The 24,581-nt window shown below is 63.2% G+C and carries 25 protein-coding genes; 20 read left to right on the top strand and 5 right to left on the bottom strand.

Going from position 1 to position 24,581, the window contains the following annotated elements:
- The first annotated feature begins 64 nt into the window (after positions 1-64).
- The 3 genes from PCS43_RS25855 (at position 65) to PCS43_RS25865 (ending at position 3,985) form a co-directional block, all read left to right on the top strand.
- Positions 65-745 carry a hypothetical protein gene (locus PCS43_RS25855; protein ID WP_007726255.1) on the top strand — a complete coding sequence of 227 codons (681 nt, stop codon included), beginning with the start codon at positions 65-67 and terminating at the stop codon, positions 743-745.
- 12 nt (positions 746-757) lie between these two features.
- On the top strand, positions 758-2,170 hold the full coding sequence (locus tag PCS43_RS25860; RefSeq protein WP_007726254.1) for an acyl-CoA synthetase: 1,413 nt from the start codon (positions 758-760) through the stop codon (positions 2,168-2,170).
- A 213-nt stretch (positions 2,171-2,383) separates the two neighbouring features.
- The gene (locus PCS43_RS25865) at positions 2,384-3,985 is read left to right on the top strand and encodes a substrate-binding and VWA domain-containing protein (RefSeq protein WP_073512616.1); all 1,602 of its coding nucleotides are present in this window, start codon (positions 2,384-2,386) and stop codon (positions 3,983-3,985) included.
- Here the strand turns inward: PCS43_RS25865 and PCS43_RS25870 are convergent.
- Positions 3,982-5,202, bottom strand: a complete 1,221-nt coding sequence (locus PCS43_RS25870; protein ID WP_230691683.1) for an HNH endonuclease — start codon at positions 5,200-5,202, stop codon at positions 3,982-3,984. The genes PCS43_RS25865 and PCS43_RS25870 overlap by 4 nt on opposite strands.
- 211 nt (positions 5,203-5,413) lie before the next feature.
- Between PCS43_RS25870 and PCS43_RS25875 the strand changes: the two genes are divergently transcribed.
- On the top strand, positions 5,414-6,403 hold the full coding sequence (locus PCS43_RS25875; RefSeq protein WP_058038516.1) for an ABC transporter ATP-binding protein: 990 nt from the start codon (positions 5,414-5,416) through the stop codon (positions 6,401-6,403).
- Positions 6,403-7,161 carry an ABC transporter permease gene (locus tag PCS43_RS25880; protein ID WP_073513026.1) on the top strand — a complete coding sequence of 253 codons (759 nt, stop codon included), beginning with the start codon at positions 6,403-6,405 and terminating at the stop codon, positions 7,159-7,161. The genes PCS43_RS25875 and PCS43_RS25880 overlap by 1 nt, the downstream gene beginning before the upstream one ends.
- A gap of 9 nt (positions 7,162-7,170) precedes the next feature.
- Here PCS43_RS25880 and PCS43_RS25885 read toward each other — a convergent pair whose 3' ends face one another.
- Positions 7,171-8,553 (bottom strand): amino acid permease, encoded by a 1,383-nt coding sequence (locus PCS43_RS25885; protein WP_073513025.1) that lies wholly within the window; start codon positions 8,551-8,553, stop codon positions 7,171-7,173.
- On the bottom strand, positions 8,553-9,506 hold the full coding sequence (dapD, locus tag PCS43_RS25890; protein WP_019749368.1) for a 2,3,4,5-tetrahydropyridine-2,6-dicarboxylate N-succinyltransferase: 954 nt from the start codon (positions 9,504-9,506) through the stop codon (positions 8,553-8,555). The genes PCS43_RS25885 and dapD overlap by 1 nt, the downstream gene beginning before the upstream one ends.
- A 49-nt stretch (positions 9,507-9,555) precedes the next feature.
- On the opposite strand from dapD, the gene dapE reads away from it, so the two are divergent.
- The 10 genes from dapE to PCS43_RS25940 all read left to right on the top strand — a co-directional run bounded on the left by dapE (position 9,556) and on the right by PCS43_RS25940 (position 18,005).
- Positions 9,556-10,626: a succinyl-diaminopimelate desuccinylase gene (gene dapE / locus PCS43_RS25895; RefSeq protein WP_030536946.1), complete on the top strand. Its 1,071-nt coding sequence runs from the start codon at positions 9,556-9,558 to the stop codon at positions 10,624-10,626.
- 16 nt (positions 10,627-10,642) lie between these two features.
- On the top strand, positions 10,643-11,446 hold the full coding sequence (locus PCS43_RS25900) for a TIGR00730 family Rossman fold protein (protein ID WP_003945176.1): 804 nt from the start codon (positions 10,643-10,645) through the stop codon (positions 11,444-11,446).
- Complete coding sequence (locus PCS43_RS25905) at positions 11,440-11,997, top strand: TIGR00730 family Rossman fold protein (RefSeq protein WP_003945191.1); 558 nt, start codon at positions 11,440-11,442, stop codon at positions 11,995-11,997. The genes PCS43_RS25900 and PCS43_RS25905 overlap by 7 nt, the downstream gene beginning before the upstream one ends.
- Before the next feature lie 112 nt (positions 11,998-12,109).
- On the top strand, positions 12,110-13,882 hold the full coding sequence (locus tag PCS43_RS25910; protein WP_073513022.1) for a long-chain-acyl-CoA synthetase: 1,773 nt from the start codon (positions 12,110-12,112) through the stop codon (positions 13,880-13,882).
- Positions 13,883-13,912: 30 nt separating this feature from the next.
- On the top strand, positions 13,913-14,812 hold the full coding sequence (gene folP, locus PCS43_RS25915) for a dihydropteroate synthase (RefSeq protein WP_050656816.1): 900 nt from the start codon (positions 13,913-13,915) through the stop codon (positions 14,810-14,812).
- Positions 14,809-15,750 (top strand): glucosyl-3-phosphoglycerate synthase, encoded by a 942-nt coding sequence (locus PCS43_RS25920; RefSeq protein WP_003945188.1) that lies wholly within the window; start codon positions 14,809-14,811, stop codon positions 15,748-15,750. Before folP ends, PCS43_RS25920 begins: the two co-directional genes overlap by 4 nt.
- Positions 15,751-15,782: 32 nt before the next feature.
- On the top strand, positions 15,783-16,160 hold the full coding sequence (locus PCS43_RS25925; protein WP_209909321.1) for a DivIVA domain-containing protein: 378 nt from the start codon (positions 15,783-15,785) through the stop codon (positions 16,158-16,160).
- Positions 16,160-16,729, top strand: coding sequence for a DNA-3-methyladenine glycosylase I (locus PCS43_RS25930; RefSeq protein ID WP_003945189.1), 570 nt, complete (start codon positions 16,160-16,162; stop codon positions 16,727-16,729). The genes PCS43_RS25925 and PCS43_RS25930 overlap by 1 nt, the downstream gene beginning before the upstream one ends.
- 151 nt (positions 16,730-16,880) lie before the next feature.
- Positions 16,881-17,048, top strand: a complete 168-nt coding sequence (locus PCS43_RS25935; RefSeq protein WP_003945169.1) for a DUF3117 domain-containing protein — start codon at positions 16,881-16,883, stop codon at positions 17,046-17,048.
- Between the two features lie 117 nt (positions 17,049-17,165).
- Positions 17,166-18,005 carry a putative RNA methyltransferase gene (locus PCS43_RS25940; protein ID WP_073513038.1) on the top strand — a complete coding sequence of 280 codons (840 nt, stop codon included), beginning with the start codon at positions 17,166-17,168 and terminating at the stop codon, positions 18,003-18,005.
- A 6-nt stretch (positions 18,006-18,011) separates the two neighbouring features.
- On the opposite strand, the gene glgA is transcribed toward PCS43_RS25940, so the two are convergent.
- Positions 18,012-19,184: a glycogen synthase gene (glgA, locus tag PCS43_RS25945; RefSeq protein ID WP_003945186.1), complete on the bottom strand. Its 1,173-nt coding sequence runs from the start codon at positions 19,182-19,184 to the stop codon at positions 18,012-18,014.
- 132 nt (positions 19,185-19,316) lie between these two features.
- On the opposite strand from glgA, the gene glgC reads away from it, so the two are divergent.
- Positions 19,317-20,531, top strand: a complete 1,215-nt coding sequence (gene glgC, locus PCS43_RS25950) for a glucose-1-phosphate adenylyltransferase (RefSeq protein WP_003945185.1) — start codon at positions 19,317-19,319, stop codon at positions 20,529-20,531.
- On the opposite strand, the gene PCS43_RS25955 is transcribed toward glgC, so the two are convergent.
- Positions 20,528-21,163, bottom strand: coding sequence for an O-methyltransferase (locus PCS43_RS25955; RefSeq protein WP_007736091.1), 636 nt, complete (start codon positions 21,161-21,163; stop codon positions 20,528-20,530). The two genes, glgC and PCS43_RS25955, sit on opposite strands and share 4 nt — an antisense overlap.
- Before the next feature lie 330 nt (positions 21,164-21,493).
- Between PCS43_RS25955 and sigE the strand changes: the two genes are divergently transcribed.
- From sigE to tatB, 4 genes are all read left to right on the top strand, one after another.
- The gene (gene sigE, locus PCS43_RS25960) at positions 21,494-22,090 is read left to right on the top strand and encodes an RNA polymerase sigma factor SigE (RefSeq protein ID WP_029255812.1); all 597 of its coding nucleotides are present in this window, start codon (positions 21,494-21,496) and stop codon (positions 22,088-22,090) included.
- A 52-nt stretch (positions 22,091-22,142) separates the two neighbouring features.
- On the top strand, positions 22,143-22,502 hold the full coding sequence (locus tag PCS43_RS25965) for a hypothetical protein (RefSeq protein ID WP_003945180.1): 360 nt from the start codon (positions 22,143-22,145) through the stop codon (positions 22,500-22,502).
- Positions 22,503-22,532: 30 nt separating this feature from the next.
- Complete coding sequence (locus tag PCS43_RS25970) at positions 22,533-24,056, top strand: trypsin-like peptidase domain-containing protein (protein ID WP_370852746.1); 1,524 nt, start codon at positions 22,533-22,535, stop codon at positions 24,054-24,056.
- 74 nt (positions 24,057-24,130) lie between these two features.
- Positions 24,131-24,523, top strand: coding sequence for a Sec-independent protein translocase protein TatB (gene tatB / locus PCS43_RS25975; RefSeq protein ID WP_003945177.1), 393 nt, complete (start codon positions 24,131-24,133; stop codon positions 24,521-24,523).
- Positions 24,524-24,581: the final 58 nt, after the last annotated feature.

Below are 24,581 nucleotides of genomic sequence, written 5' to 3' on the forward strand. Positions count from 1 at the left end.
ATCGTGTGCTTTCCCAGGTGTCAGGTTCCCTGATGTCGGTATCGGTCCGATGTAAGGTCGCGCTGTGACCACCTCAGGGACCGGCGGCTTGGACGCGGTACTGATTTTTGCTGTCGTTGCTGCCTCGGTTGCACTGATGCTCGTGTGGTTGAAAAGTCGTCGAGTTTTCGGAGAATTCCCACTCTCGGCGGCTCTCCTCTGGCTGATGGTTGCAGTGCCTTCCATCTTGCAGGCGGCGATGCCGGGACTGCTCGAGATGTTTCGTCGTGATCCCGCGTTGATTCGTGACGGGCAATGGTGGCGCATTCTGACCTCCGTGCTCGTTCAGGACGGAGGGGCCGCAGGAACTGTCACCAATCTCGCGACGCTGGCCGTGGTTGCACCGCTTGCGTTTCGGCTCTGGGGCGCCGCACGTGGCTGGGCTCTCTTCCTGCTCGGTCAACTGTTGTTCGGTTTGCTCACCACCGCAGTCTTCCCGTCGACCGGCGCAGGCAACTCCGGTGCCACGCTTGCTCTGGCAGCGGCGGCCGCGGGGATCGGCGTTCTGGTGCGCCCGCGAATGCCTGAGATTGTTCTGACGGTCGTGATTGTCGTCGGCGGCGCAACATTGGTGACGGTCGACGACGCACACGGATTCGCGGTGCTTTCCGGGGCGCTCTTGGGGGCTGCGCTGGTGACGCTGTTCCCTCCGCACTCGATGGACGCGCGTCGGGCAGGAGAAAGTTTGCGACCATCCGCGCTGTGAGATGCTGTCGTGGTGCTGCTGAGATCCTTGAACCCCCTTGCTGTTGCCCGCGGTGACGACCTCGACGACGCCGTGACGATCGGTGACACGGTTCTCTCGCGGAGTGCCATTCTCGGTGCCGCGACCTCGGTCGCGGAGCGAGTGGCGCAGGCCGATCGGGTTGCCGTATTGGCAACTCCCACAGCAAAAACGATTCTCGCCGTCGTCGGGGCGTTGATTGCCGGCGTCACCGTTGTGCCGGTCCCGCCGGACTCGGGGAAGGCTGAGCGAGAGCACATTCTGCGTGACTCCGGTGCCCAGGCGTGGCTCGGCGAAACGGACGACCACTGCGAAGGCCTGCCCGTGGTTCCCGTCCGATTGCACGCTCGCTCGTGGCACAGCTATCCCGAACCGGCACCGCAGTCCACAGCATTCGTCCTGTACACGTCCGGAACTACCGGCCCACCGAAGGGCGTTCTCCTCAGTCGCTCGGCTATCGCAGCCGGGCTCGACGCGCTCGCCGAGGCCTGGGACTGGACGTGGCGAGACACCCTCGTACACGGGCTTCCGCTCTTCCACGTGCACGGACTGATTCTCGGAATCCTCGGCCCCCTCCGGATCGGCAGCCGGGTGATCCACACCGTCAAGCCGACGCCGGAAAACTACGCAAGGGCCAAAGGCTCCCTCTACTTCGGTGTCCCCACCGTCTGGTCGCGTATCGCCGAAGACGAAGAAGCTGCCCGCGCGTTGTCCGGTGCCCGACTTCTGGTCTCCGGTAGTGCGCCGCTTCCCGTGCCGGTCTTCGAAAAGCTGCGGGAGCGAACAGGATTGACGCCCATCGAGCGTTACGGCATGAGTGAGACGATGCTGACCCTGAGCACGCGTTTCGACGGCGAGCGACGCCCGGGGTGGGTCGGCGTGCCGCTGCGCGGAGTCGAGACTCGTCTTCGTGACGAGAAGGGCAACGATGTGCCGCACGACGGCGAGAGTATCGGCGGCCTACAGGTACGTGGGCCGATGCTTTTCGACGGCTACTTGAACCGTCCGGACGCAACCGCCGAGTCCTGGACGGAGGACGGCTACTTCAAGACCGGTGACGTCGCCGTCATCGACGAGGGTGGGTTCCACCGAATCGTCGGCCGCGAATCCATCGACTTGATCAAATCCGGTGGATTCAGAGTCGGCGCCGGCGAGATCGAGACCGCCATCCTCGGGCACCCTTCGGTGTCCGAAGTTGCGGTGATCGGTGTCCCCGACGCCGATCTGGGGCAGCGGATCATCGCCGTCGTAGTCCGTAAGCCCGGGACTCCCGAGGTCACCGAAGCCGAATTGGTCGAGTTGGTCGGGGCGGAGTTGTCGGCGCACAAGCGTCCCCGTGAGGTTCGATTTGCCGAGACTCTGCCACGTAACGCGATGGGCAAGGTTCAGAAGCGTGAGCTGCTCTAGGCAGGTCAGTTTGCTGAAAAGTCGCTGCGACGCTTGAAGGTTCGTGAATTCGGCCGGCCTGTCCCGAAATGTGGGCTCGCCGGTTCTCCGACGATTCAGCGCTAGTTGGAATTTCTGTGTTCTTGGCTACACTACCGCCCGGTAGGGACAGTTCCAGTCGCGCGCATACCGTCGGTATGCCTGAGTGCGAGTGGCCTCGGAAGGGCAGATTTCATGGCGGGCGGACGGCATTCGAGTCCTGACAGCGGGCGGTCGATCGGGTTCTACGCAGTGGGTGGGTTGGTTGCCGTCGCGGTAATCGCCACCGGGGTGGTGGTCTTCAAGGCAACACAGTCCGATTCCTGCGAGAGCGTCGACGAGTACTCGCTGGCAGCGGATCCTGCGATCGCGCCGGCAGTCACGGAGATCCTCGCAGAATCGTCGCCGGAGCAGACAGGCTGTTCGCGGATCACGGTTACCTCTGCGCTGCCCGGGGACGTTGCGGGAACCCTGGGTAAGGGCGTGGACGCGCCGGACATGTGGATACCGGATTCGACAGCGTGGGTGGGCAAAGCTGCATTGACGGCCAAGGGGCCGGTCGCTGCCGCCGGCGGTTCGATCGCCACCTCGCCTGTCGTTCTCGCCTCCGGCGGTGGCGAACAGTTTGCCAGTTGGCTCGCGGCGCTACAGGTTCCCGATCTGGCGTTGGGCAATCCGTTGTTCACAGGGGTTGCGTCGGCGCCCATTCTCGGAGCTCTCGCGGAGACCGGGGCTACCTCCGAATCCGTTCGAGCGGCACTCGTACCCCATGCGCAAGCGGAGAGTGTTCGTACCGAAGATCAGCCGGTAGGACAGAAGATGCTCACCGAATTGGTCAGCTCCGGAAAGGTCGGTGTTTCGACCGAGCAACAGGTCGTCGAGTTCGCGAAGGCTGAGTCGAAGATTTCCGCGACAGTACCGGCGACGGGAACCATGATCATGGATTACCCCCTGGTGGTCAGTGCTTCGGCACCGGACCGGCACTACGCCGCAGCCAAGAAGAGTGACGCCATCGCCGAGCTGTTGCACAGTGAATCTGCTCAGGAAGTGCTGACGCGCAGCGGGTTCCGTACTTCCGGCGGTGGAGCCGTCGAAGGTGGAGTCGGTGACGTCACGGCACTGACCGTGTCCGAACAGTCGGTGGCCGATCAGACACTGGGCGCTTGGGCTCTGATGGCCAAGCCGATCCGGACACTCGTTGCGATCGACGTGTCTGCGTCGATGGACTACCCGGCGGCAGGCGGCAAGACGCGCATGCAGTTGACCACTGCTGCTGCTCTGGCCGGCAATCAGGTCTTCCCAGACAGCGTCGCTGCCGGTCTCTGGGCGTTTTCCCAAGGTATGAACGGAACCCAGGACTTCCAGGAATTGGTGCCGATCAGGCGCTACGACACGATCGTCGACGGTGTGACTCAACGAAAGTTGATGGCAGATCAGGCGAACCGGCTCACCGAACTCAAACGTGGCGCCACAGGTTTGTACGACACGACGCTGGCCGCATTCCGTAAGGTTCAGGAATCGTACGATCCGCGAGCGGTCAACAGCGTCATCATCTTGACCGACGGCGCAAACGAAGATCCTGACAGCATCAGCCGTGAACAGTTGCTCGATGTTCTTGCACGCGAGCAGGATCCGGCGCGTCCGGTCATCATCGTCACCATCGGAATCACCGATGACGCAGATGCGGCGGCGCTCGCCGATATCTCCCGCGTGACGGGCGGTTCGACGTACATCGCTCGTGACCCCTCGGAGATTTCCGAGGTGTTCGTGAACGCATTGGCTCACCGAGGAACTTAGGCCGCATCCGGACTGGTCCAGGGTGCCGGAAGTGGCGGAGCCTCAGACGAATACCGGTGCCCGGTAGGTGTCGTTGTGGTGAAGGTGTGCCGGTTACCTGGTACAGGTTCGGCAGTCCAGTCCGAGCCCTGTTTCGCGTAATTGCATGCCGCACACAACCCGGCACCGTTGGCTGCGCTGGTGAGGCCACCCCTCGAGTGATCGCGAATGTGGTCGCGGTGGCGAACCGGCGCGTCGCACCACGGAGTACGGCAGCTTCGATCACGGAGTTCGATCAATCGCGCCAACCCCTTCGGGAAGGTTCTCGCCGTGGATTCCATTGCGGTCAGTGCGCCCGTATCGGGGCGTGCGTAGAGCTTTCGGAGCGTTGCCACCGTTTCGGAGTCTTCGCTGGCCTTGGTGATCCATTCGCGTGCAATAGCGGCTGGTACAGGTCCGTACCCGTGGACGTACGCCGGGTCGGAATTTTCGCCCAACAATGACTGGTCGGAGACAACCAGATTCACGGTGACGGGTGTCGGTGTGGCGCGGCCGATTCCGGTAACTCGCTCGACCAGGAGATCAGCCATGATTTGCGCTCGGGTGCGCTTGTCCCCGCCGGCAAGTACGGAATCTGCGTCGCGCCTGAGCGTGGCGTGCACGGCGATACCTTCGGCCACGGGAAGAAATACATTGAGCCAGCACATCGTGTCGGGCGCAGGCCGTGACGTCACTCGTCTGTCTCCCACGGCTTTGCGTGCTCGTCTGGCAACACTGTCGGAGTCTATTTCGGCAGTGCGTGCGCGGATTCTTTGTGTCAGTTGGTGGTTGCCGCATCCGTCCAAGATTGCAGCGTCGCAGCAGAACTCGCGATCCAATGTAGCGCGATCCTGGGCGGTGAGACATGAAGTCTCGCGCATGAGGATCGTCGCTTGATGCTCACTGATGGAGCCGTCGACGAGTAGTCGAAGTGTGTGAGGCATCTCGTCGTTCAGTGCGCGGGCCAGGTTCAGATGCTGAGTTCCGAACCAAGCCGACTCTCGCCGTGCGAGGGCAATCTGCGCGTTGATTCCACGGCCTTGGTATGCGCGCGGCACTCCCCGTTCGCCGCGGTCGTTGCGGGTGAACGCGTCGAGATCGGCAGCCAGCAATGCCTGGGCACCAGCGCAACTGGCCTTCAACTCTTCCAATGCGCGCAGAAGATCCACGCGTGCTGCGTTGTCGATGGATCGATCCATGCTGGCGAGTGATGCCCGGAATTGTCCGATGGTCTCTGCGGATATCGCCTGTTTGGATATCGCCTGTTCAGATACTTGCGTCGTCACTTTTACCCCCCGGTAGTGTCGAACGTACATTCGATACTAGCCTCGACAGCGAACGGACGCAACGCCTTTCTCCGTTGGCGTCTGAAAGTTCCGACAGTTCGGTTTTCGTGGTTGACTGGTCCTCATGATCGAGCTGAGGGGATTGACCAAGGTTTACGGACCGACGAAAGCGGTGGACGATTTGTCGTTCACGGTCAAGCCGGGCATCGTGACGGGCTTCCTGGGCCCGAACGGTGCCGGTAAGTCGACGACGATGCGGATGATCCTGGGTTTGGATCAGCCGACGTCGGGTGCGGCGTTGATCGAGGGCAAGCCGTACCGGGAGCTCAAGACGCCGTTGCGGACGGTGGGTGCGTTGCTGGATGCGAAGTGGGTGCACCCCAATCGCAGTGCGCGGGCGCATCTGCAGTGGATGGCTGCTTCGAACGGGATCCCGAAGTCCCGCGTCGACGAGGTGCTCGGGTTGGTCGGATTGTCCGAGGTGGCGGGCAAGAAGGCCGGCGGGTTCTCGCTGGGTATGTCGCAGCGTCTGGGGTTGGCGGGTGCGTTGTTGGGGGATCCGAAGGTGTTGTTGTTCGACGAGCCGGTCAACGGTCTCGATCCGGAGGGCATCGTCTGGATTCGTAAGTTCATGCAGCGGTTGGCGGCCGAGGGCCGCACGGTGCTCGTGTCGAGTCACCTCCTGTCGGAGATGGCGCTCACGGCGGAGCAGTTGGTGGTGATCGGTCGGGGTCGGTTGATTTCGGATTCGACGGTGGCGGAGTTCGTGGATCGTTCGTCGGAGTCGACGGTGCGGGTGCGTAGTCCTCAGCTCGATGCGTTGCGCAGTGTGTTGCTCTCGCAGGGGTTGACGGTGCGTGAGGACGGTTCCGGTGTTGCCCCGGCATTGGTGGTGGTGGATTCGACCACCGATGTGATCGGTGGGTTGGCTGGTTCGCAGGGAATCGTGTTGTACGAGTTGGCTTCTCAGCAGGGGTCGCTCGAGGATGCGTTCATGAAGTTGACCGGGGACGATGTCCAGTACCACGCATCCGGTATCGATCCGGGTGTCGGTGCCCACCACGCAAATACACAGCAGGCAAACACGCAGCAGGCTATGGGAGGTGCACTGTAATGGCTGTTCTCAGTGCGGAACGTATCAAGATCACCACGACCAAGTCGCCGCTGTGGTGCACGATCATCATCATCGTGCTCGGGTTGGGACTCGCTACCGTTTTCGGACTGAGCGCCAAGTCGTCGCTCAGCAACCCCAACGGTGCAATGATGCCGACAGTTTCGGGGGCACTCAGTGGAGTGACCGGCTTCGGTGTGTTGGTTCTGATGATCATGGCGGCTCTCGCGATCACCAGCGAATATCGTTTCGGGACCATCCGCACCACCTTCCAGGCGGTTCCGAACCGCGCCTCGGTGCTCATCGCCAAAGCGGGCCTCATCGGTGGGTTCGGAGCGGTGCTGACTCTCGTGTTGTCGTTCGGCGCCTTCGGCCTCACGAAGGCCACATCAGGTGACGCCGGAAGATTCCTGACTCTGTCCGGTGACGAGAACTGGCGGGTCGTCTACGGAACACCGATCTACGCGTTCTTCTGCGTAGTTCTAGCAGTCGGAGTGGGCGCGTTGCTCCGGCAGTCTGCAGGTGCGATCGCGCTTCTGCTGTTGTGGCCCTTGCTGATCGAGAATCTTTTCAACCTGTTCGGAAGTATCGGCGCGAAGATCATGCCGTTCCTGCCGTTCATGAACGCCAACAACTTTCTCGGTTCCAGCGGTGGCGTCGATTTCCACTGGGGACCCTGGGGCAGCCTGATCTACTTCGCCCTCTTCGTGCTCGTCGTATTCGGTCTCAGCATCGTCGTCGTGAACAGGCGGGATGCATAGGCACACGGATCAGGCGGGCTGATTCTGCTTACGCCAACGGGCGTTGAGGAAACCCAATGCCGCGATCACGAGGAACAACACGGTGGTCGAGATCAACTGTGCACGGGCATCGGCGTCGAAGAGCATGAGGACGACGAACACACCGAGCATCGCGAGTGTCGCGTAGCTCAGATACGGGAACAGCCACATCCGAACCGTCAGCTTGCCCGACGCTTCGAGTTGTTTTCGCAGTCGCAGATGCGAGACGACGATGAAGATCCAGATGACGAGCAGCGCAGCGCCGACTGCGTTGAGCAGGATGCCGAGCAGGTCGTCGGGGAGCAGCCAGTTGAGCAGGACGCTGACGAAACCGAAGAACACCGACAGCAGAACGGCATTGGTCGGAACTCCGGTGCTCGACAGTTTCGCCATGAAGGCGGGTCCGTCGCCGCGGCGCGAAAGTGAGAACGCCATGCGAGAGGTGCCGTAGATGTTGGCGTTGAAGGCGGAAAGCAACGCCACCACTACGACGAGTTCCATGAACCCGGCAACGCCTGGAATGTTCGCCTTGTTCAGGACGGCCACAAACGGGCCGCTCTCGAGTTCGGGGTCGTTCCAGGGCAGCACCAGAACCATGATCGAGATGGCGCCGATGTAGAAGACGCTGATGCGCCACACGACGCTCCGGACAGCGACGGCGATGGAGCGTTCCGGATTCTCGGATTCGGCTGCGGCGATGGTGACGATCTCGATCCCACCGAAGGCGAATGCCACGACGAGAAGTCCTGCGGCTATGCCGGACAATCCATTGGGCATGAAGCCGCCCTGCCCGAACAGATTGCTCGTACCGACCGGATCGGTATCGGGGAGGATGCCGAACACCAGCAGGACGCCGATGACGAGGAAGGCGATGATGACGGTGACTTTGATTGCGGCGAACCAGAACTCGAACTCGCCGAAGTTGCTGACCTTGGCCAGGTTCACCACGGCGAAGAACACCACGAAGACCAGGGCGACAACCCATTGCGGGATCGACGGCACCCAGTCGTTCACGATCGCCGAAGCCCCGGTGATCTCGGCGCCCAGCACCATGATCAGCATGAACCAGTAGAGCCAGCCCATCACGAAGCCGGCCCACTCGCCGATCCCCAGGCGCGCGTAGTGAGAGAAGGAACCGCTGGCCGGGATCGCGGCGCCCATCTCGCCGAGCATTCGCATCACGAACACCACGACGGCGCCCGCAAGGATGTAGGAGATCAGGACGGCCGGCCCGGCCTTGGCGATACCGACGCCGGTTCCGAGGAACAGGCCGGCGCCGATGGCCGAGCCCAAGCCCATCATCGTCAGATGGCGGACCTTGAGACCGTGGCCGAGAGCAGTGGTTGTTCCGTCGGAGACGTCGGTGCTACTCATCAGTCGTTAGCGTGCAAAGCAGCGTTCAGTTCGACGCCGGTGCCCTTCCACGGCACGACCTCGACGGCACCCGAGACCGAGTTACGACGGAAGAGAAGGTTCGACTTGCCGCTCAGTTCCTTGGCCTTGACGACGGTTCCGTCCGGGCCGGTGACCTTGGTGCCGGCGGTGACGTAGAGGCCCGCTTCGAGGACGCAGTCGTCGCCGAGCGAAATGCCGAGGCCGGCGTTTGCACCGAGGAGGCAGCGCTTGCCGAGGGAGATCGTTTCCTTGCCTCCACCGGAGAGGGTGCCCATGATCGAGGCGCCGCCGCCCACATCGGATCCGTCGTCGACGACGACGCCCGCCGAGATGCGACCTTCGACCATCGAGTTGCCGAGGGTGCCGGCGTTGAAGTTGACGAAGCCCTCGTGCATGACGGTCGTTCCGCTGGCGAGGTGTGCACCAAGTCGGACACGGTCCGCGTCACCGATGCGAACTCCGGACGGCACGACGTAGTCGACCATGCGGGGGAACTTGTCGACGCTGAACACGGTCACGACGCCGCGGATGCGCAGACGCGAGCGAACCTGCTCGAAACCTTCGACGGCGCACGGGCCGAAGTTGGTCCACACGACGTTGCTGAGCAGGCCGAACTGGCCGTCGAGGTTGACACCGTGGGGTGCGACTAGACGGTGCGAGAGGAGATGGAGGCGCAGGTAGACGTCATGTGCGTCGACCGGCGCCTTGGAGAGATCGGCGATGGTGGTGCGCACGACGACCTGCGATACCTCGCGAGCGTCATCAGTGCCTGCCAGCAGTGCAAGATCGGAAGGAATATCTGTTCCCTCGACGTTCTCGGTACCGGTCTTGTCGAATGTTCCCAGCTCCGGTGCCGGGAACCAGGTGTCGAGGACGGTTCCGTCCGCGGTCACGTTGGCGATACCTACTGCTGTTGCTCCCTGTGCGCTCACGGGACTAGAGATTACTGGGTGGTGGGTGCACCGGCCTAGGCTGGTGCGTGTGAGCATCCTCGATCTTGCTTCGGACCCCATCGACTTGACGGCCGCCCTGGTCGACATCCCCAGCGTCTCGCACGACGAATCCGTCATTGCGCAGGCTGTCGAGGATGCGCTGCGTGAGCAGACTTCGGGCTTCGAGATCATCCGCAACGGCAATGCCGTGTTGGCGCGTACGTCGCGTGGTTTGCCCAGTCGGGTCATGCTCGCCGGACATCTGGATACGGTGCCGATCGCGGACAACGTTCCTTCGCGGCGTGACGGCGACATCCTGCACGGCTGCGGGACCGTGGACATGAAGTCGGGCGACGCGGTCTTCCTACACCTTGCGGCCACCATCGAGAACCTGGCCCACGATCTGACCCTCGTCTTCTACGACTGCGAAGAGATCGCCGCAACGTACAACGGCCTGGGACGGATCGAACGCGAGATCCCGCAATGGCTCGCGGCGGACGTCGCAATTCTCGGTGAGCCGACGGCCGGTTTCATCGAGGCCGGGTGTCAGGGCACGATGCGGGTGCGGTTGACGGCTTCGGGAACTCGCGCCCATTCGGCCAGGTCCTGGCTGGGGGACAATGCCATTCACAAGTTCGGCGGAGCGTTGGAGCGGTTGTCGAGTTACCAGCCGCGCTCGGTCGACATCGACGGTTGCGGCTACCGCGAGGGCTTGTCGGCGGTGCGGATCTCCGGTGGCGTCGCCGGAAACGTCGTCCCGGACGAAGCCGAGATGGACGTCAACTTCCGATTCGCGCCCGATCGCAGCGAGGTACAAGCCGAGGCGCACGTGCGCGAAGTGTTCGACGGTCTGGGCCTCGGATTCGAGGTCACCGACTCCTCGCCCGGCGCGCTGCCCGGCTTGGCGAACCCGTCCGCTGCCGCCCTGATCGAGGCGGCCGGTGGTCAGTTCCGTGCGAAGTACGGGTGGACCGACGTGTCCAGGTTCTCGGCGCTCGGCATTCCTGCCGTGAACTACGGACCGGGTGATCCGAACCTCGCGCACAAGCGCGACGAGCACGTTCCGGTGCAGCAGATCACCGACGTCGCGGCCGTGCTGAGGAAGTATCTGTCGGCCTGACCGTTAGCCTTGCCGCATGGCACCAGAGAAGAATTCGGCTTCGAAGAAGCAGAGCTCGTCGATCAAGCACCGCGGGCCGGTTCAGCTTCGACGCAAGCGCAAGGACGAGAAGACCACGACGGATCAGCGCTTGCTCGACAAGCGCGGACCCACGGATTGGGTACACACCGATCCGTGGCGTGTGCTGCGTATCCAGAGCGAATTCATCGAAGGTTTCGGCGCACTCGCGGAGGTCCCGCGTGCGGTGACGGTGTTCGGTTCGGCCCGCACCACGGTCGATCATCCCGAGTACCAATCCGGGCGCGAGCTGGGAACGGCGTTGGCCGAGGCCGGGTACGCCGTCATCACCGGTGGTGGGCCAGGAGTGATGGAAGCTGCCAACCGCGGTTGCAGTGAGGCCGGCGGGTACTCGATCGGCCTCGGCATCGAGTTGCCGTTCGAGCAGGGACTCAACGAGTGGGTGGATCTCGGAATCAACTTCCGGTACTTCTTCGCACGCAAGACGATGTTCGTGAAGTACTCCCAGGCATTCATCTGCCTGCCGGGTGGCTTCGGAACACTCGACGAGCTGTTCGAGGCACTCACCCTGGTGCAGACCCACAAGGTCACGCGCTTCCCGATCGTCCTGTTCGGTACCGAGTACTGGTCCGGACTCGTCGATTGGATCCGCGGCACCCTCGAGCGTGACGGCAAGATTTCCGAAGGTGACGTGAACTTGCTGCACGTCACCGACAGTGTGGAAGAAGCAGTACGAATCGTCCTCAACGCCGACAAGGGCGTCGACGAGGCCGCAGATCTGGGGAAAGAAGAAGAATGGTGACCGATTCCGACAAGAAGTACTCGATCTGCGTCTACTGCGCGTCGGGTCCGGTGGACGAATCGTTCCTGGCGTTGGCTGCCGAGGTGGGAACCGCGATCGGTCGACGCGGATGGCAGTTGGTCTCGGGTGGCGGCAACGTGTCGATGATGGGCGCTGTCGCCGAGTCCGCTCGCGCGGCGGGTGCCTGGACCGTCGGCGTCATCCCGAAGGCCTTGGTGCACAAGGAAGTTGCCGACGTCGATGCCGACGAGCTGATCGTCACGGACACCATGCGCGAACGCAAGAAGCTGATGGAAGACCACGCCGACGCGTTCATCACGCTGCCCGGCGGAATCGGGACGCTGGAAGAGTTGTTCGAGACGTGGACAGCCGGCTACCTGGGAATGCACGAGAAACCTGTCGTGATGCTCGATCCCGTCGGCCACTTCACCGGCCTGCTCGAGTGGTTGAACAAGCTCGACGGGACCGGCTTCGTCGGGCGTCAGGCGCTGGACACTCTGCTGGTGAGGACGGACGTCGAGGCCGCGCTCGACGCGTGCGTCAAATCCTGATCAGACGCGTGCGTGAAACCCTGACCTGGGGCATGGCGGGCTTTATTACCGTGCAGTAAGGTGGCCGCAGACTGGGCGGCCGAATGGGCGCCGGATACGTGTTAGGGGAGCCATGAGTTCGGAAGCCCGTTCGACCGTCGGCCTGCTCGATCTGGCGGCAAAACTGCCGTCGATGATCACCGAGGTGCCGATCCTGGCGCGGGGGGCCGCCGGGCTCACCCGTAAGCCTTCGGCCAAGGAATCGATCGGGTTGATCTTCCAGAAGGCCGCGCACGCGCACCCGTCGCGCCCGTTCATCCGGTTCGAGGGCCACGCGACCAGTTACGCGGAAGCCAACGAACTGGTGAACCGCTACGCGGACGTTCTCCGTGGTCGAGGAGTCGACCGCGGAGACGTCGTCGGAGTGCTGGCAAAGAACACTCCCGAAGCGCTGCTGATCGCCTTGGCCGCGGTAAAACTCGGCGCGGCAGCGGGCATGCTGAACTACAACCAGCGCGACGACGTTCTGGCACACAGCCTTACGCTTCTCGATGCGCGCGTCCTGGTGGTCGCCGACGAGTGCGAAGAAGCCCTCGAATCGTTGCCCGCCGGATTTAGCGGACCGAACCAACTTCTCGTCAGCGAACTCGCGGATCTGGCGAAGACGGCTGATCCGTCCAACCCCGCGGTCACCGCCGAGGTGCTGGCAAAGGAGAAGGCGTTCTACATCTTCACCTCGGGCACCACCGGAATGCCCAAGGCCAGCTTGATGACTCACTTCCGTTGGCTGAAGTCGATGTCGGGCCTCGGGTTGATGGGCGTGCGCTTGCGCGGCTCGGACACCCTGTACTGCTGCCTGCCGCTCTACCACAACAACGCGTTGACGGTCTCGCTGTCCTCGGTGCTCGCGTCCGGTGCGACAATCGCGATCGGACGTCAGTTCTCGGCCTCGCGGTTCTGGGACGACATCGCACTGAACAAGGCGACCGCGTTCACCTACATCGGCGAACTGTGCCGCTATCTGCTCAACCAGCCGGTCAAGCCGACCGACAGCGACAATGCTGTTCGGCTGATGGTGGGTAACGGTCTGCGCCCTGAGATCTGGGCCGAATTCACCCAGCGGTTCGGCATACCCCGCGTCGCCGAGTTCTACGGTGCGAGCGAATGCAACATCGCGTTCGTCAACGCACTCAACGTCGACAAGACCGCAGGCATCTGCCCGTTGCCGCACGCCGTCGTGGAGTTCGACGAGGACACCGGAAAAGCGTTGCGTGGAGCCGACGGTCGACTCCGCAAGGTTTCCACGGGTCAGGTCGGACTCCTGCTGTCGAAGGTCACCGACCGGTCGCCTTTCGACGGTTACACCGACGAAGCGGCGAGCAACAGCAAACTGGTACGCGGCGGATTCAAGGACGACGACACCTGGTTCGACACCGGAGACCTGGTGCGCAAGCAGGGATGGGGCCACGTCGCCTTCGTCGACCGTCTCGGCGACACCTTCCGTTGGAAGGGAGAGAACGTCGCCACCACGGAGGTCGAGGGCGCGCTGAGTTCGCACCCGGCCGTCGAGGAAGCAGTTGTCTACGGCGTCGAGATTCCGGGCACCGACGGTCGCGCGGGCATGGCGGCGGTCAAGCTGCGGGACGGTCAAAGCTTGGAGGGAAGTGAAGTCGCGGCACACCTCTACGGCAAGCTCCCCAACTACGCGGTCCCGCTGTTCATCCGCATCGTCGACTCACTCGAACACACCAGCACTTTCAAGTCGCGCAAGGTGGAATTGCGCAACGAGGGTTACGACGTCGGCGCCGACACTCTGCACGTTCTCGAAGGCCGCGAGGGTGGTTACGTGGACTCGTACGACGAATACGTCGGAAAGGTCGCGGCGGGCTCGGTACCCAAGGGCTAGACCGAGTTCCGTCATGCCAGTATGAGTGGCATGTCTTCACTCCCCGGTTCTACCGCGCAGCCAGGTCCGGCGCCCACCCTGTGTGGGCGTCCGGTCGCGGTCGACCGTGCACTGGTGATGGCCATCGTCAACCGCACTCCCGATTCCTTCTACGACCAAGGCGCGACGTTCTCGGATTCGGCAGCGATGGCTGCCGTCGACAGGGCCGTCGACGAGGGCGCCGATCTGGTGGACATCGGGGGAGTGAAAGCTGGGCCCGGTGACCTCGTCGACGCCGACGAAGAGGTCAGGCGAGTCGTTCCGTTCGTCGCCGCGATCAGAGCCAAGTACCCCGAGCTGATCATCAGCGTCGACACCTGGCGGAGCGGCGTCGCGCGGTTGGCACGCGTCGAAGGCGCCGACCTGATCAACGACACGTGGGCGGGTGCGGATCCCGACCTCGTCCTGGTTGCTGCCGAGACTGGTGCCGGGATCGTCTGCTCGCACACGGGTGGCGCGGTTCCGCGCACCCGCCCGCATCGTGTCCGCTACGACGACGTCGTCGCAGATGTGGTCACCGAGGTCGTGTCGGCGGCAGAGCGCGCCCTGGCACTCGGGGTTCCGCGTGACGCGATCCTGATCGATCCCACCCACGATTTCGGTAAGAACACCTTTCACGGGCTCGAGTTGTTGCGGAAAGTGGACGTTCTTGTAAACACCGGGTGGCCAGTGCTGATGGCGCTGAGTAATAAGGACTTCATCGGGGAGACTCTTGGTGTGGAGCTTTCCGAGAGGTTGGAGGGAACATTGGCAGCGACAGCAATGGCCGCGGCGGGCGGCGCCCGGGTGTTCCGTGTTCACGAGGTGGCGTCCACCCGTCGAGTCGTCGACATGGTGGCCGCGATCCAGGGACGCCGTGCCCCGGTACGTACGGTTCGAGGTCTGGCATGAGCATCACCGGTGCGGGCCCGACCCGCGTATGGGCAGACGCCAACAGTTGGGACCATCCGAGTTGGACGGTCGCCGAGCTCGAACGGGCGAAGGGTGGCCGAACCGTCTCGGTGGTGTTGCCCGCACTCAACGAAGAGGACACCGTTGCCGCGGTGGTCGACACCATTCATCCGTTGCTCGGTGGCCTGGTCGACGAGTTGATCGTTCTCGATTCCGGTTCGACCGACAGAACCGCCGAGCGTGCTCGCGCTGCTGGAGCAACGGTGATCAGTCGTGAGAGCGCGGTCCCGTCCATCCCGCCGACTGCGGGCAAAGGTGAGGTGCTCTGGCGTTCGGTCGCCGCAACGACCGGTGATCTGATCGCATTCGTCGACTCCGATCTCATCAATCCCGATCCGGCGTTCGTGCCCAAACTGCTGGGGCCACTGCTCACGGTTGACGGCATCCATCTGGTGAAGGGCTACTACCGCCGTCCGCTGCGCGTGAGCGGCACGGAGGATGCCAACGGCGGCGGGCGAGTCACGGAATTGGTTGCGCGGCCCATGTTGGCCGCGCTGCGGCCTGAACTCACGTCGGTACTGCAACCGCTTGGCGGTGAATACGCGGGCACCCGTGAGCTGCTGTCCGCTGTCCCGTTCGCGCCCGGCTACGGCGTCGAGATCGGTTTGCTGCTCGACACGTACGACACGTTGGGGCTGGCGGCGATCGGTCAGGTCAATCTCGGCGTGCGCAAGCATCGCAACCGGCCGCTCGCCGACCTCGGCGTGATGAGCCGGCAGATCATCGGAACGATGCTCAGGCGGTGCGGGATCGAGGATTCGGGTGCCGGGTTGACCCAATTCCTGGTCGACGGCGATTCTTTCGTGCCCGAGACCACCGAGGTTTCGCTACTCGATCGACCCCCGATGAATTCGATAGTGCGCACCGCGGGGGTCTGACCGCTCACACTCGGGTATGGGAGTATCGGTCCATGATGACGATCCTCCTGTACCTGATTGTCATGGCTCTGGTCGGCGCGATGATCTTCCTCGCCGCCAGCGCTGTGTTCGGGCGCTCGGAAGAGCTGCCGCCGCTGCCTCCTGGCACGACGGCGACCGTACTCCCGGCAGAGGACGTCACCGGGGCGGATGTCGACGCGCTGCGTTTTCAGCAGGTGCTGCGTGGCTACAAGGCGAGTGAAGTGGATTGGGCCCTGCATCGCCTCGGGTTGGAAATCGATTCTCTGCGTGCACAACTGGGCCATGACGAGCGGTCTGAGGTCCTGGTGAAAGCGGATGCTCCGGCCAAGGCAGAAGCATCGCAGGAGGAGCCTGAGACCGTATCCGAATCGAAGGATTCCCAGGGCTGATGGCCGACGGACTGGTTCGGTGCGGCTGGGTGGTCGAGACGCCCGGCGACACGCTCTACCGCGACTATCACGACGAGGAGTGGGGGCGTCCGCTGCACGGGCGCGACGAACTGTTCGAACGACTCGCCCTCGAAGCATTCCAATCGGGACTTTCGTGGATCACGATTCTGCGCAAACGCGAGGCGTTCCGCGAAGCCTTCGACGGGTTCGATCCGGACAAGGTCGCAGCGTACGGAGTTGCGGATGTCGAGAGATTGCTCTCCGATGCCGCGATCGTCCGCAATCGCGCGAAGATCGAGGCGACGATTTCCAACGCCCGAGTGCTCGTGAATTCGCCCGATCTGGACCTCGATTCGTTACTCTGGTCGTTCTCGCCGCCTCGACGCACCAGAAGACTGACATCAATTGCAGAGGTTCCCGCGGTCACTCCCGAGTCGACTGCCATGGCTAAGGAACTCAAGCGGCGCGGGTTCAAGTTTGTGGGTCCTACCACGGCTTATGCGCTCATGCAGGCCACCGGAATGGTCGATGATCACGTGGCTGATTGCTGGGTTCCGGCGCAGGTGTGACGGTCGACTGAACACCCCTAAATGTGACTCAGATTCCCGGTTCCCGCATCCATAGGGAACAATGGAGGGTACGAGCCTCGCTGATTGTTGGCGGGGCGCACCGTTAGTCGAGGCGCAGAGCAATGCAGCGCAGATCTGGAGGGAGCAGAGGATGGCGGCCATGAAGCCCCGGACCGGGGACGGTCCCCTCGAAGCAACCAAAGAGGGACGAGGAATCGTCATGCGGGTTCCACTCGAGGGTGGCGGACGCCTCGTCGTCGAGCTGACCCCGGATGAAGCTGCAGCGCTCGGTGTGGAACTCACGAACGTCACCAGCTAGTCGGGTCCAGGTTGTAGCAGTACGAACAACAGCACGTGATTGCACGCAGGCTCCGTATCCGTTTCGGTACGGGGCCTGAAGTGTGTGCGCACCGCCGGTAGCCGAAAGGACGGATCAATGCTTGCCGCCGTGATCGATCTTCTGTCCTGCCCGCAGTGTGCTGCTGATCTGGAATTGGTGGACGGCGCCGCCGAGTGCGACCGCGGACATCGATTCGATATCGCTCGTCAGGGTTACGTGAGCCTGATCAGTGGCGGTGCCACGAAGTTCACCGGCGACAGTGCCGAGATGATTGCCGCGCGTGCACGATTGCTCGGCGCCGGCCACTTCGGCCCGCTGATGGATGCCGTCACCCGGGCCTGCGCGACGACGGCGGGGTCGGACCCCGCGCGGATCGTCGAAATCGGCGCAGGCACAGGACAATACCTCGCACACGTCGTGGATTCGCTGCCTGATTCTCGGGCGATAGCGTTGGACGTGTCCAAGTTCGCGGCCCGGCGTACCGCGAAGGTCCACGAAAGAATCGGTTCGATCGTCGCAGACGTCTGGCAACCACTGCCCATTCGCGACGGAGCGCTCTCTCACGTGCTCTGTGTGTTCGCTCCTCGTAACGGTCCGCAGTCCCATCGAGTTCTCGCCGAAGACGGCGTTCTGGTGGTCCTGACGCCCACCGACAGGCATCTGCGCGAGCTGATCGACCTTCTCGCGATGGTCCGGGTCGACGACCGCAAAGTGGAACGTCTCGAATCGTCGATGGCCGGATACTTCGAGCGTGTGAGTAGCGACGAGGTCGAGTTCACGATGTCACTCTCACACCAGGACGTCCTCGACTTGGTGGGGATGGGACCGTCGGCGAGACACCTGACGCCCGCCGATCTGGCTGCCGCCGTGGCGAAGCTGCCGCAGCCGAGCACCGTCACCGCGTCGGCGACGGTCTCGACCTATCGCAAGATCTGACGCGGATCAGCGTCTCGTGACGGCGTCCGCGTAGACCTCGAGCGTCTGCTTGGCGATTTCGGCCCAGGAGAACTCGTCGATCGCACGGATCCTGCCCGCACGACCCATCGCGTCGGCGCCTTCTCGGTCGGCGACAACGGCATTGACGGTGGCCGCGAGCGATTCCTCGAATGCGTTCGGCTCGTAGGCGTTGTAGTGCACGAGTCGACCGGTGACGCCGTCGGCGACCACCTCGGGGATGCCGCCGACGTCGGAAGCGACCACGGCGGTCTCACACGCCATGGCTTCGAGATTGACGATCCCGAGGGGTTCGTACACCGAAGGGCAGACGAATACCGTTGCTGCCGAAAGTATTTCCCTGATCTGCTCGGTCGGGAGCATCTCGCGCACCCAGTAGACATTGCCCCGGTGCCGGGCGAGTTCGGCCACCGCCTTCTCCGTCTCGGCGGCGATCTCCGGCGTATCGGGAGCGCCGGCGCACAGCACGAGCTGAATCTCCGGGTCGAAGTGGTGGGCTGCCGCGACGAGGTGCCCGACGCCCTTCTGCCTCGTGATGCGTCCGACAAAGGCCACGATGGGTTTTGCCGGGTCGACGCCGATCGACGCGAGTGCGGACTGTGCTCCCGGCGCAGATCCCCCGGGATGCCATACCTCGGTGTCGATTCCGTTGCGGACTACGTGAACGCGACTCGGATCGACAGCGGGGTACGCGTCGAGGACGTCGAGTCGCATACCGGAACTGACGGCGATGATCGCGTCTGCGTGCTCGACGGCGTTGCGTTCGGACCACGACGAGATCCGATAGCCGCCGCCTAGCTGTTCGGCCTTCCACGGGCGTCTGGGCTCGAGTGAGTGCGCGGTGAGGATGTGCGGCACGTCGTAGAGAGCCGACGCGAGATGCCCGGCCAGTCCGGTGTACCAGGTGTGGGAGTGGACGATGTCGACACCGGCCGCGGCGTCCGCCATGCGCAGTTCGGTGGAGAGCGTCGTCAGGGCCGGGTTGGATCCGGCGAGAGCGGGGTCGGGGGAGTGGACGATCGCGCCTTCGCGCGGGGCGCCCATGCAGTGCACGTCGACCTCGCACAGCCGTTTCATCTGAGCGACGAGCTCGGTTACGTGTACTCCTGCGCCGCCGTAGATCTCCGGCGGGTATTCCTTGGTCATCATCGCGACTCGCACGCGCTAAACCTAACCGCCCGTGGTCGATCCGGCTACCGATCACGTTATCCCCGACCGTTCGGAGGGGGACACGATCGGACCTCTCGGACTGCTTCGCTAGCGGGAGTTCACCAGTGCGGATAGGTTAGCGGTGTGAGAAGCCAGCCGCATGTGCTTGGAATCGTGCTCGCCGGGGGCGAGGGCAAACGCTTGTATCCGCTGACCGCGGACAGAGCGAAGCCCGCAGTGCCCTTCGGAGGTGCATATCGACTTATCGACTTCGTGTTGAGCAACCTTGTCAACGCGGGATATCTGCGTATTTGTGTGTTGACGCAATACAAGTCACATTCACTCGACCGCCACATTTCGCAGACGTGGCGATTGTCCGGGTTCGCGGGTGAGTACATCACCCCGGTCCCGGCCCAGCAGCGGCTCGGGCCGCGCTGGTACACCGGCAGTGCCGACGCAATCCTGCAGTCGCTCAATCTCGTTTACGACGAGGACCCCGAGTACATCGTGGTTTTCGGTGCCGACCACGTGTACCGGATGGATCCGGAACAGATGGTTCAGCACCACATCGAATCCGGGGCAGGCGTGACGGTCGCGGGTATTCGTGTACCGCGAAGTGAGGCTTTTGCTTTCGGCTGCATCGACAGTGACGAGTCCGGACGCATCACCCAGTTCCTGGAAAAGCCCGCCCATCCTCCCGGGACACCGGACGACCCCAATTCGACGTTCGCGTCCATGGGTAACTATGTGTTCACCACCAAGGTACTCGTGGACGCCATCCGCGCTGATTCAGAGAATTCCGATTCCGATCACGACATGGGCGGCGACATCATTCCCGCCTTGGTCGCCGCGGGTGAGGCGTCGGTCTACGACTTCAAGGACAACGTCGTTCCCGGTGCCACCGATCGAGACCGCGGCTACTGGCGTGACGTCGGTACCCTCGACGCCTTCTACGACGCTCACATGGACCTGGTGTCGGTGCACCCGATCTTCAATCTCTACAACCGTCGCTGGCCCATCCGCGGCGCCACCGAGAATCTCGCGCCCGCAAAGTTCGTGAAGGGCGGACTCGCGCAGGAATCGGTCGTCGGTGCGGGGTCGATCCTGTCCGCGGCGACCGTGCGCAATTCGGTACTCAGTTCCAACGTGATGATCGAGGACGGTGCGACCGTCGAGGGCAGCGTGCTGATGCCGGGTGTGCGCATCGGCAAGGGTGCCGTCGTACGGCGAGCGATCCTCGACAAGAACGTCGTCGTCGGTGACGGCGAAATCATCGGCGTCGATCTCGAACGTGACCGCGAACGATTTGCCGTCAGTCAGGGTGGCGTCGTCGCCATCGGTAAGGGCGTCTGGATCTAGAGCTTGCTCGCGCAGAGGAGGCCGTCACCGAGGGGGAGGAGGACTCGAATGAGTCGCTCGTCCTCGGTCACGGCCTTTGCCGCTTCTCGGACCGCAACCGTTGTCGCGTCGCGTGCGGAGCTGTCTGCAACGCGGCCGTCGGCCAGGGCGTTGTGCAGAACGATGACACCGCCGGAGCGCAGCAGGCGGACACCTTCGCGGACGTAGTGCGGGTGGTCGATCGCGGCGCAGTCGACGAATACCAGGTCGTAGCCGCCGTCGGCGAGCCGGGGAAGCACGTCGAGAGCCCGTCCGTTGATCAGGCGAGTGCGTGCCGGAGCGATTCCGCTTTCGCGGAAGGTCAGCTTGGCGGCCCGCTGATGTTCGGGTTCGCTGTCGATCGTGGTCAGGACGCCGTCGTCGCGCATTCCGTGCAGAAGCCACAGACTGCTCACGCCGGCTCCGGTACCCACCTCGACGGCCGTCTTCGCGTCGAGCATCCTCGCGAACATCGCGAGCGTCGCACCGACGGCGGGCGTCACCGGATGGGCTCCGAGATCCAGCGCTCGATCTCGCGCCGCGGTCAAAATCTCGTCCTCGGAAACTACGTCCTCGACGTGGCGGAGTATCTGTTCGGCGTGGGTCACGCTCATGAGGTTATCGGGCGGTTCGGATTGTCGCTGCAAGGCGCGCAGTCACCAGGATTCTCAGGAATCCCTCAGGCTCCTCATATGGCGTGCACACCGCGATGAGAAAAGGTGTATACATCGCCGGATCGAAGATCGCACGGCGGTATCGATTTCTACCAAGTTGATCTTTCGCAGCTCGGTGATCGGGAACAAATCACAGCATCGGCTGGTTCTCCCGAATATCGCGCATCACGTGATTCGGACAACGCGGTGATCGAACTACGCGATCCCGAGCAGGAGGATCAACTTATTTACCAGGTCAACGACGAGCCTCGCCCTCGAGAGTCGGAAGTTTTGACGACGGAATCGGCTGTGGATTCCGAGTTGATTGGCACTGCTGTGTTCGATGCAACTGGTGAGAAGTCCTCCATGCCGTCTTGGGACGAACTCGTGCGTCAGCACGGTGACCGGGTGTACCGCCTGGCCTACCGGTTGTCAGGCGATGCCCAGGATGCCGAGGACTTGACGCAGGACACCTTCATCCGGGTGTTCCGCTCGCTCTCCGATTATCAGCCCGGAACTTTCGAGGGCTGGTTGCACCGCATCACCACAAACCTGTTCCTCGACATGGTTCGCCGACGCAATCGCATCCGTATGGAAGCTCTGCCCGAGGACTACGACCGCGTTCCCTCGCCCGGTCCCGACCCCGAGCAGATCTACCACGACGCGCGCCTCGACGCAGGTCTGCAAGCCGCACTGGACTCGCTCGCACCTGAATTTCGTGCCGCTGTCGTGCTCTGTGACATCGAAGGTCTGTCGTACGAGGAAATCGGTGCCACACTGGGAGTGAAGCTCGGAACGGTTCGTAGCCGTATCCATCGTGGGCGACAGGCGATTCGTGATCATCTGGCAGCGCAGCGCGCAGCCGAATCCGAACTCGTCGGTTTCTGACGGTCGGGTTCGAGCTACAGAGCGGGACGTGGTCAATCACCTGGAGGGACGAATGACGGAGGCGCGGGCACATCGCCAGTTCGGTTCGACCGAACATCTGGCCAGCGAGGCAATCGCTGCCTACGTCGACGGAGAACTCCGAATGCAGGCCTACTTGCGGGCCTCGCATCACATCTCGATCTGTGCCGAGTGCGCTGCGGCCGTCGATGCTCAGCAGCAGGCACGTGGTGCGCTGCGTCGAAGCGGCGAGATGACGATGCCGTTGTCCCTGGTGGGACTTCTCAGCCAGATTCCTTCGTGCAACAGTCCGACTACCGGGCCGAATTCGGAAAACGCCGACAGTTCCGTCGGTAATCAACCCGCCGGCTTCTCCACCATCAGCAAGAGGTTGTCCCGTCGCTGGCGCAAATGACGCCGCGCGCCAGCTTCCCGGCGCGGATCAGTGATACTGGACCATGTGACTGACGGAAAAAGGGGGCACTCCGGAGTGAGTTCGGATTCTTCGGCAAACGGTTCGGTGGACAGACCGGCAGATGCGCCGGTTCTCGACCCCCGTCCGGTCTATCGACCCCAGATCGATCCGGCCTCGCGCCAGGTGTTCGGTCGGCCGAGTGGAGTCGAGGGCTCGTTCACTCCGGTGGCCGCGCGATCGACTCCGTCCTCCGATGTCGTGATCGGGACTCCGGACCCGGTTCTGGCCGAAGCGTTCGGTCGACCCGCAGACGCCACCGAGTCGATCGGTCGCGATCCCGATGCGACGGCGAACAACACGCCCGACGAAGAACCGCCGCGTGATCCGTGGCGTGATCCTGAATCCGCCGTCTCGCTCGGCAAGCCCGCAGAGTCCGAGGCGCCGGTGCAGTTGCCTCCCGCCCAGAAACTCGACGTGCGTGAGCTGTTGTTCGGTCGCAAGGTCGCCCCCTCGGCACTGGCCGCGCTTGCGGGCATGGCGCTTGTCATCGCTCTCGTCGGTGGGTTGCTTGCCACTGTCATCACTGCCGATCGCAGTTCACTCACCAGCTCACGTGTCACGCTCGTTCAATCCGGCGGTGGGGAACAGCCGGAGTCTCAGGTGGCGAAGGTCGCCGACGCGGTACTGCCATCAGTGGTGTCGATTCAGGTCGCCGTCGGCGACCAGGGCAGCACGGGTTCCGGTGTGGTCATCGACGGCGCCGGATACATCGTCACCAACAACCACGTGATCTCCTCGGCCGTTCCGCCCGCTCAGGACGCGAAGATCCAGGTGATCTTCTCCGACGGAACCAAGACCGACGCCCAGATCGTCGGACGTGACGTCAAGACAGACCTCGCAGTGCTCAAGGTGTCGGCGAACAATCTGACGGTCGCTCAGCTCGGAAAATCCGAGGATGTTCAGGTGGGCGACGACGTCGTCGCGGTCGGCTCACCGCTCGGATTGAGCAAGACCGTCACCCGCGGAATCGTCAGTGCACTGAACCGGCCTCTGCGGTTGTCGGGTGAAGGCACCGACACCAACGCCGTCATCGACGCCGTCCAGACCGACGCGGCGATCAATCACGGCAACTCCGGTGGTGCGCTCGTCGACGATGAAGCCCGCGTCATCGGCATCAACACCGCAATGCTCAGTGAGTCCGGCGGTTCGGTCGGGCTCGGCTTCGCGATTCCGATCGACACGGTGACCGAGGTGGCGCAGACCATCATTCGCGACGGCAAGGTTCATCACCCCGACATCGGCGTGAATGCCCGCACCGCGGTCAACGACGCGACCAGTGGTGCTGCGGTGGCCAACGTGCGCGACGGCAGCCCAGCGCAACGTGCGGGGATCGTCGAGGGTGACGTCATCGTCAAGGTCGGTGACCGACCGGTGACAAGCGCCGACGAATTGGTGGTTGCGGTCAACGCGACGACCGTCGACCAACCCGTCAACGTTCAGTTGATCCGCGACGGACGGCAGGTCGACATTTCGGTCACGCCGGTGTCGGACTGATCGGACCCTGCGATCTTCCTGTGAGGTTGATCCGGACATGCGCGCACCGAGCGAGCACACAGTAGGCTGACCCTGTGTTTGGCAACATCGGTTGGGGCGAGTTCATGATCCTCCTCGTAGCGGCTCTGGTCATCTTGGGACCCGAGCGGCTTCCTGGTGCGGTCTCCTGGGTCACGAAATCCCTGAGGCAGGTGCGCGAATATGCTTCGGGCGCTTCCAATCAGCTCAAGGAAGAACTGGGCACCGATTTCGAGGATCTGCGTAAACCGCTCGCAGATCTGAACAAGCTGCGCGGAATGACGCCGCGCGCTGTGATCACCCAGCACCTCCTCGACGGCGACGACTCCATCTTCACGGGCAACTTCGACAAGAAGCCGCAGAGCGGAGTGCAGGAGCCGAAGACGCTGTCGAAGGACAAGCCACTCACCGCCGGCGAACGTCCTCCTGTGGACTTCGACGCCACCTAGATTCGACATACGCAAGGGCGCCTGTCACCGATCGGTGACAGGCGCCCTTCCGTATGAG

Source organism: Rhodococcus sp. C-2 (genome assembly GCF_027854095.1).
GTDB lineage: Bacteria > Actinomycetota > Actinomycetes > Mycobacteriales > Mycobacteriaceae > Rhodococcus_F > Rhodococcus_F qingshengii.

What these genes read in the sequence shown, in the direction of transcription:
- PCS43_RS25865 (WP_073512616.1), top strand. Translation starts at nt 2,384, where the DNA reads ATGGCGGGCGGACGGCATTCGAGTCCTGACAGCGGGCGGTCGATCGGG.
- PCS43_RS25870 (WP_230691683.1), bottom strand. Translation starts at nt 5,202, where the DNA reads ATGGATCGATCCATCGACAACGCAGCACGCGTGGATCTTCTGCGCGCA.
- PCS43_RS25875 (WP_058038516.1), top strand. Translation starts at nt 5,414, where the DNA reads ATGATCGAGCTGAGGGGATTGACCAAGGTTTACGGACCGACGAAAGCG.
- PCS43_RS25880 (WP_073513026.1), top strand. Translation starts at nt 6,403, where the DNA reads ATGGCTGTTCTCAGTGCGGAACGTATCAAGATCACCACGACCAAGTCG.
- PCS43_RS25885 (WP_073513025.1), bottom strand. Translation starts at nt 8,553, where the DNA reads ATGAGTAGCACCGACGTCTCCGACGGAACAACCACTGCTCTCGGCCAC.
- PCS43_RS25900 (WP_003945176.1), top strand. Translation starts at nt 10,643, where the DNA reads ATGGCACCAGAGAAGAATTCGGCTTCGAAGAAGCAGAGCTCGTCGATC.
- PCS43_RS25905 (WP_003945191.1), top strand. Translation starts at nt 11,440, where the DNA reads ATGGTGACCGATTCCGACAAGAAGTACTCGATCTGCGTCTACTGCGCG.
- PCS43_RS25910 (WP_073513022.1), top strand. Translation starts at nt 12,110, where the DNA reads ATGAGTTCGGAAGCCCGTTCGACCGTCGGCCTGCTCGATCTGGCGGCA.
- folP (WP_050656816.1), top strand. Translation starts at nt 13,913, where the DNA reads ATGTCTTCACTCCCCGGTTCTACCGCGCAGCCAGGTCCGGCGCCCACC.
- PCS43_RS25920 (WP_003945188.1), top strand. Translation starts at nt 14,809, where the DNA reads ATGAGCATCACCGGTGCGGGCCCGACCCGCGTATGGGCAGACGCCAAC.
- PCS43_RS25925 (WP_209909321.1), top strand. Translation starts at nt 15,783, where the DNA reads ATGATGACGATCCTCCTGTACCTGATTGTCATGGCTCTGGTCGGCGCG.
- PCS43_RS25930 (WP_003945189.1), top strand. Translation starts at nt 16,160, where the DNA reads ATGGCCGACGGACTGGTTCGGTGCGGCTGGGTGGTCGAGACGCCCGGC.
- PCS43_RS25935 (WP_003945169.1), top strand. Translation starts at nt 16,881, where the DNA reads ATGGCGGCCATGAAGCCCCGGACCGGGGACGGTCCCCTCGAAGCAACC.
- PCS43_RS25940 (WP_073513038.1), top strand. Translation starts at nt 17,166, where the DNA reads ATGCTTGCCGCCGTGATCGATCTTCTGTCCTGCCCGCAGTGTGCTGCT.
- PCS43_RS25955 (WP_007736091.1), bottom strand. Translation starts at nt 21,163, where the DNA reads ATGAGCGTGACCCACGCCGAACAGATACTCCGCCACGTCGAGGACGTA.
- PCS43_RS25965 (WP_003945180.1), top strand. Translation starts at nt 22,143, where the DNA reads ATGACGGAGGCGCGGGCACATCGCCAGTTCGGTTCGACCGAACATCTG.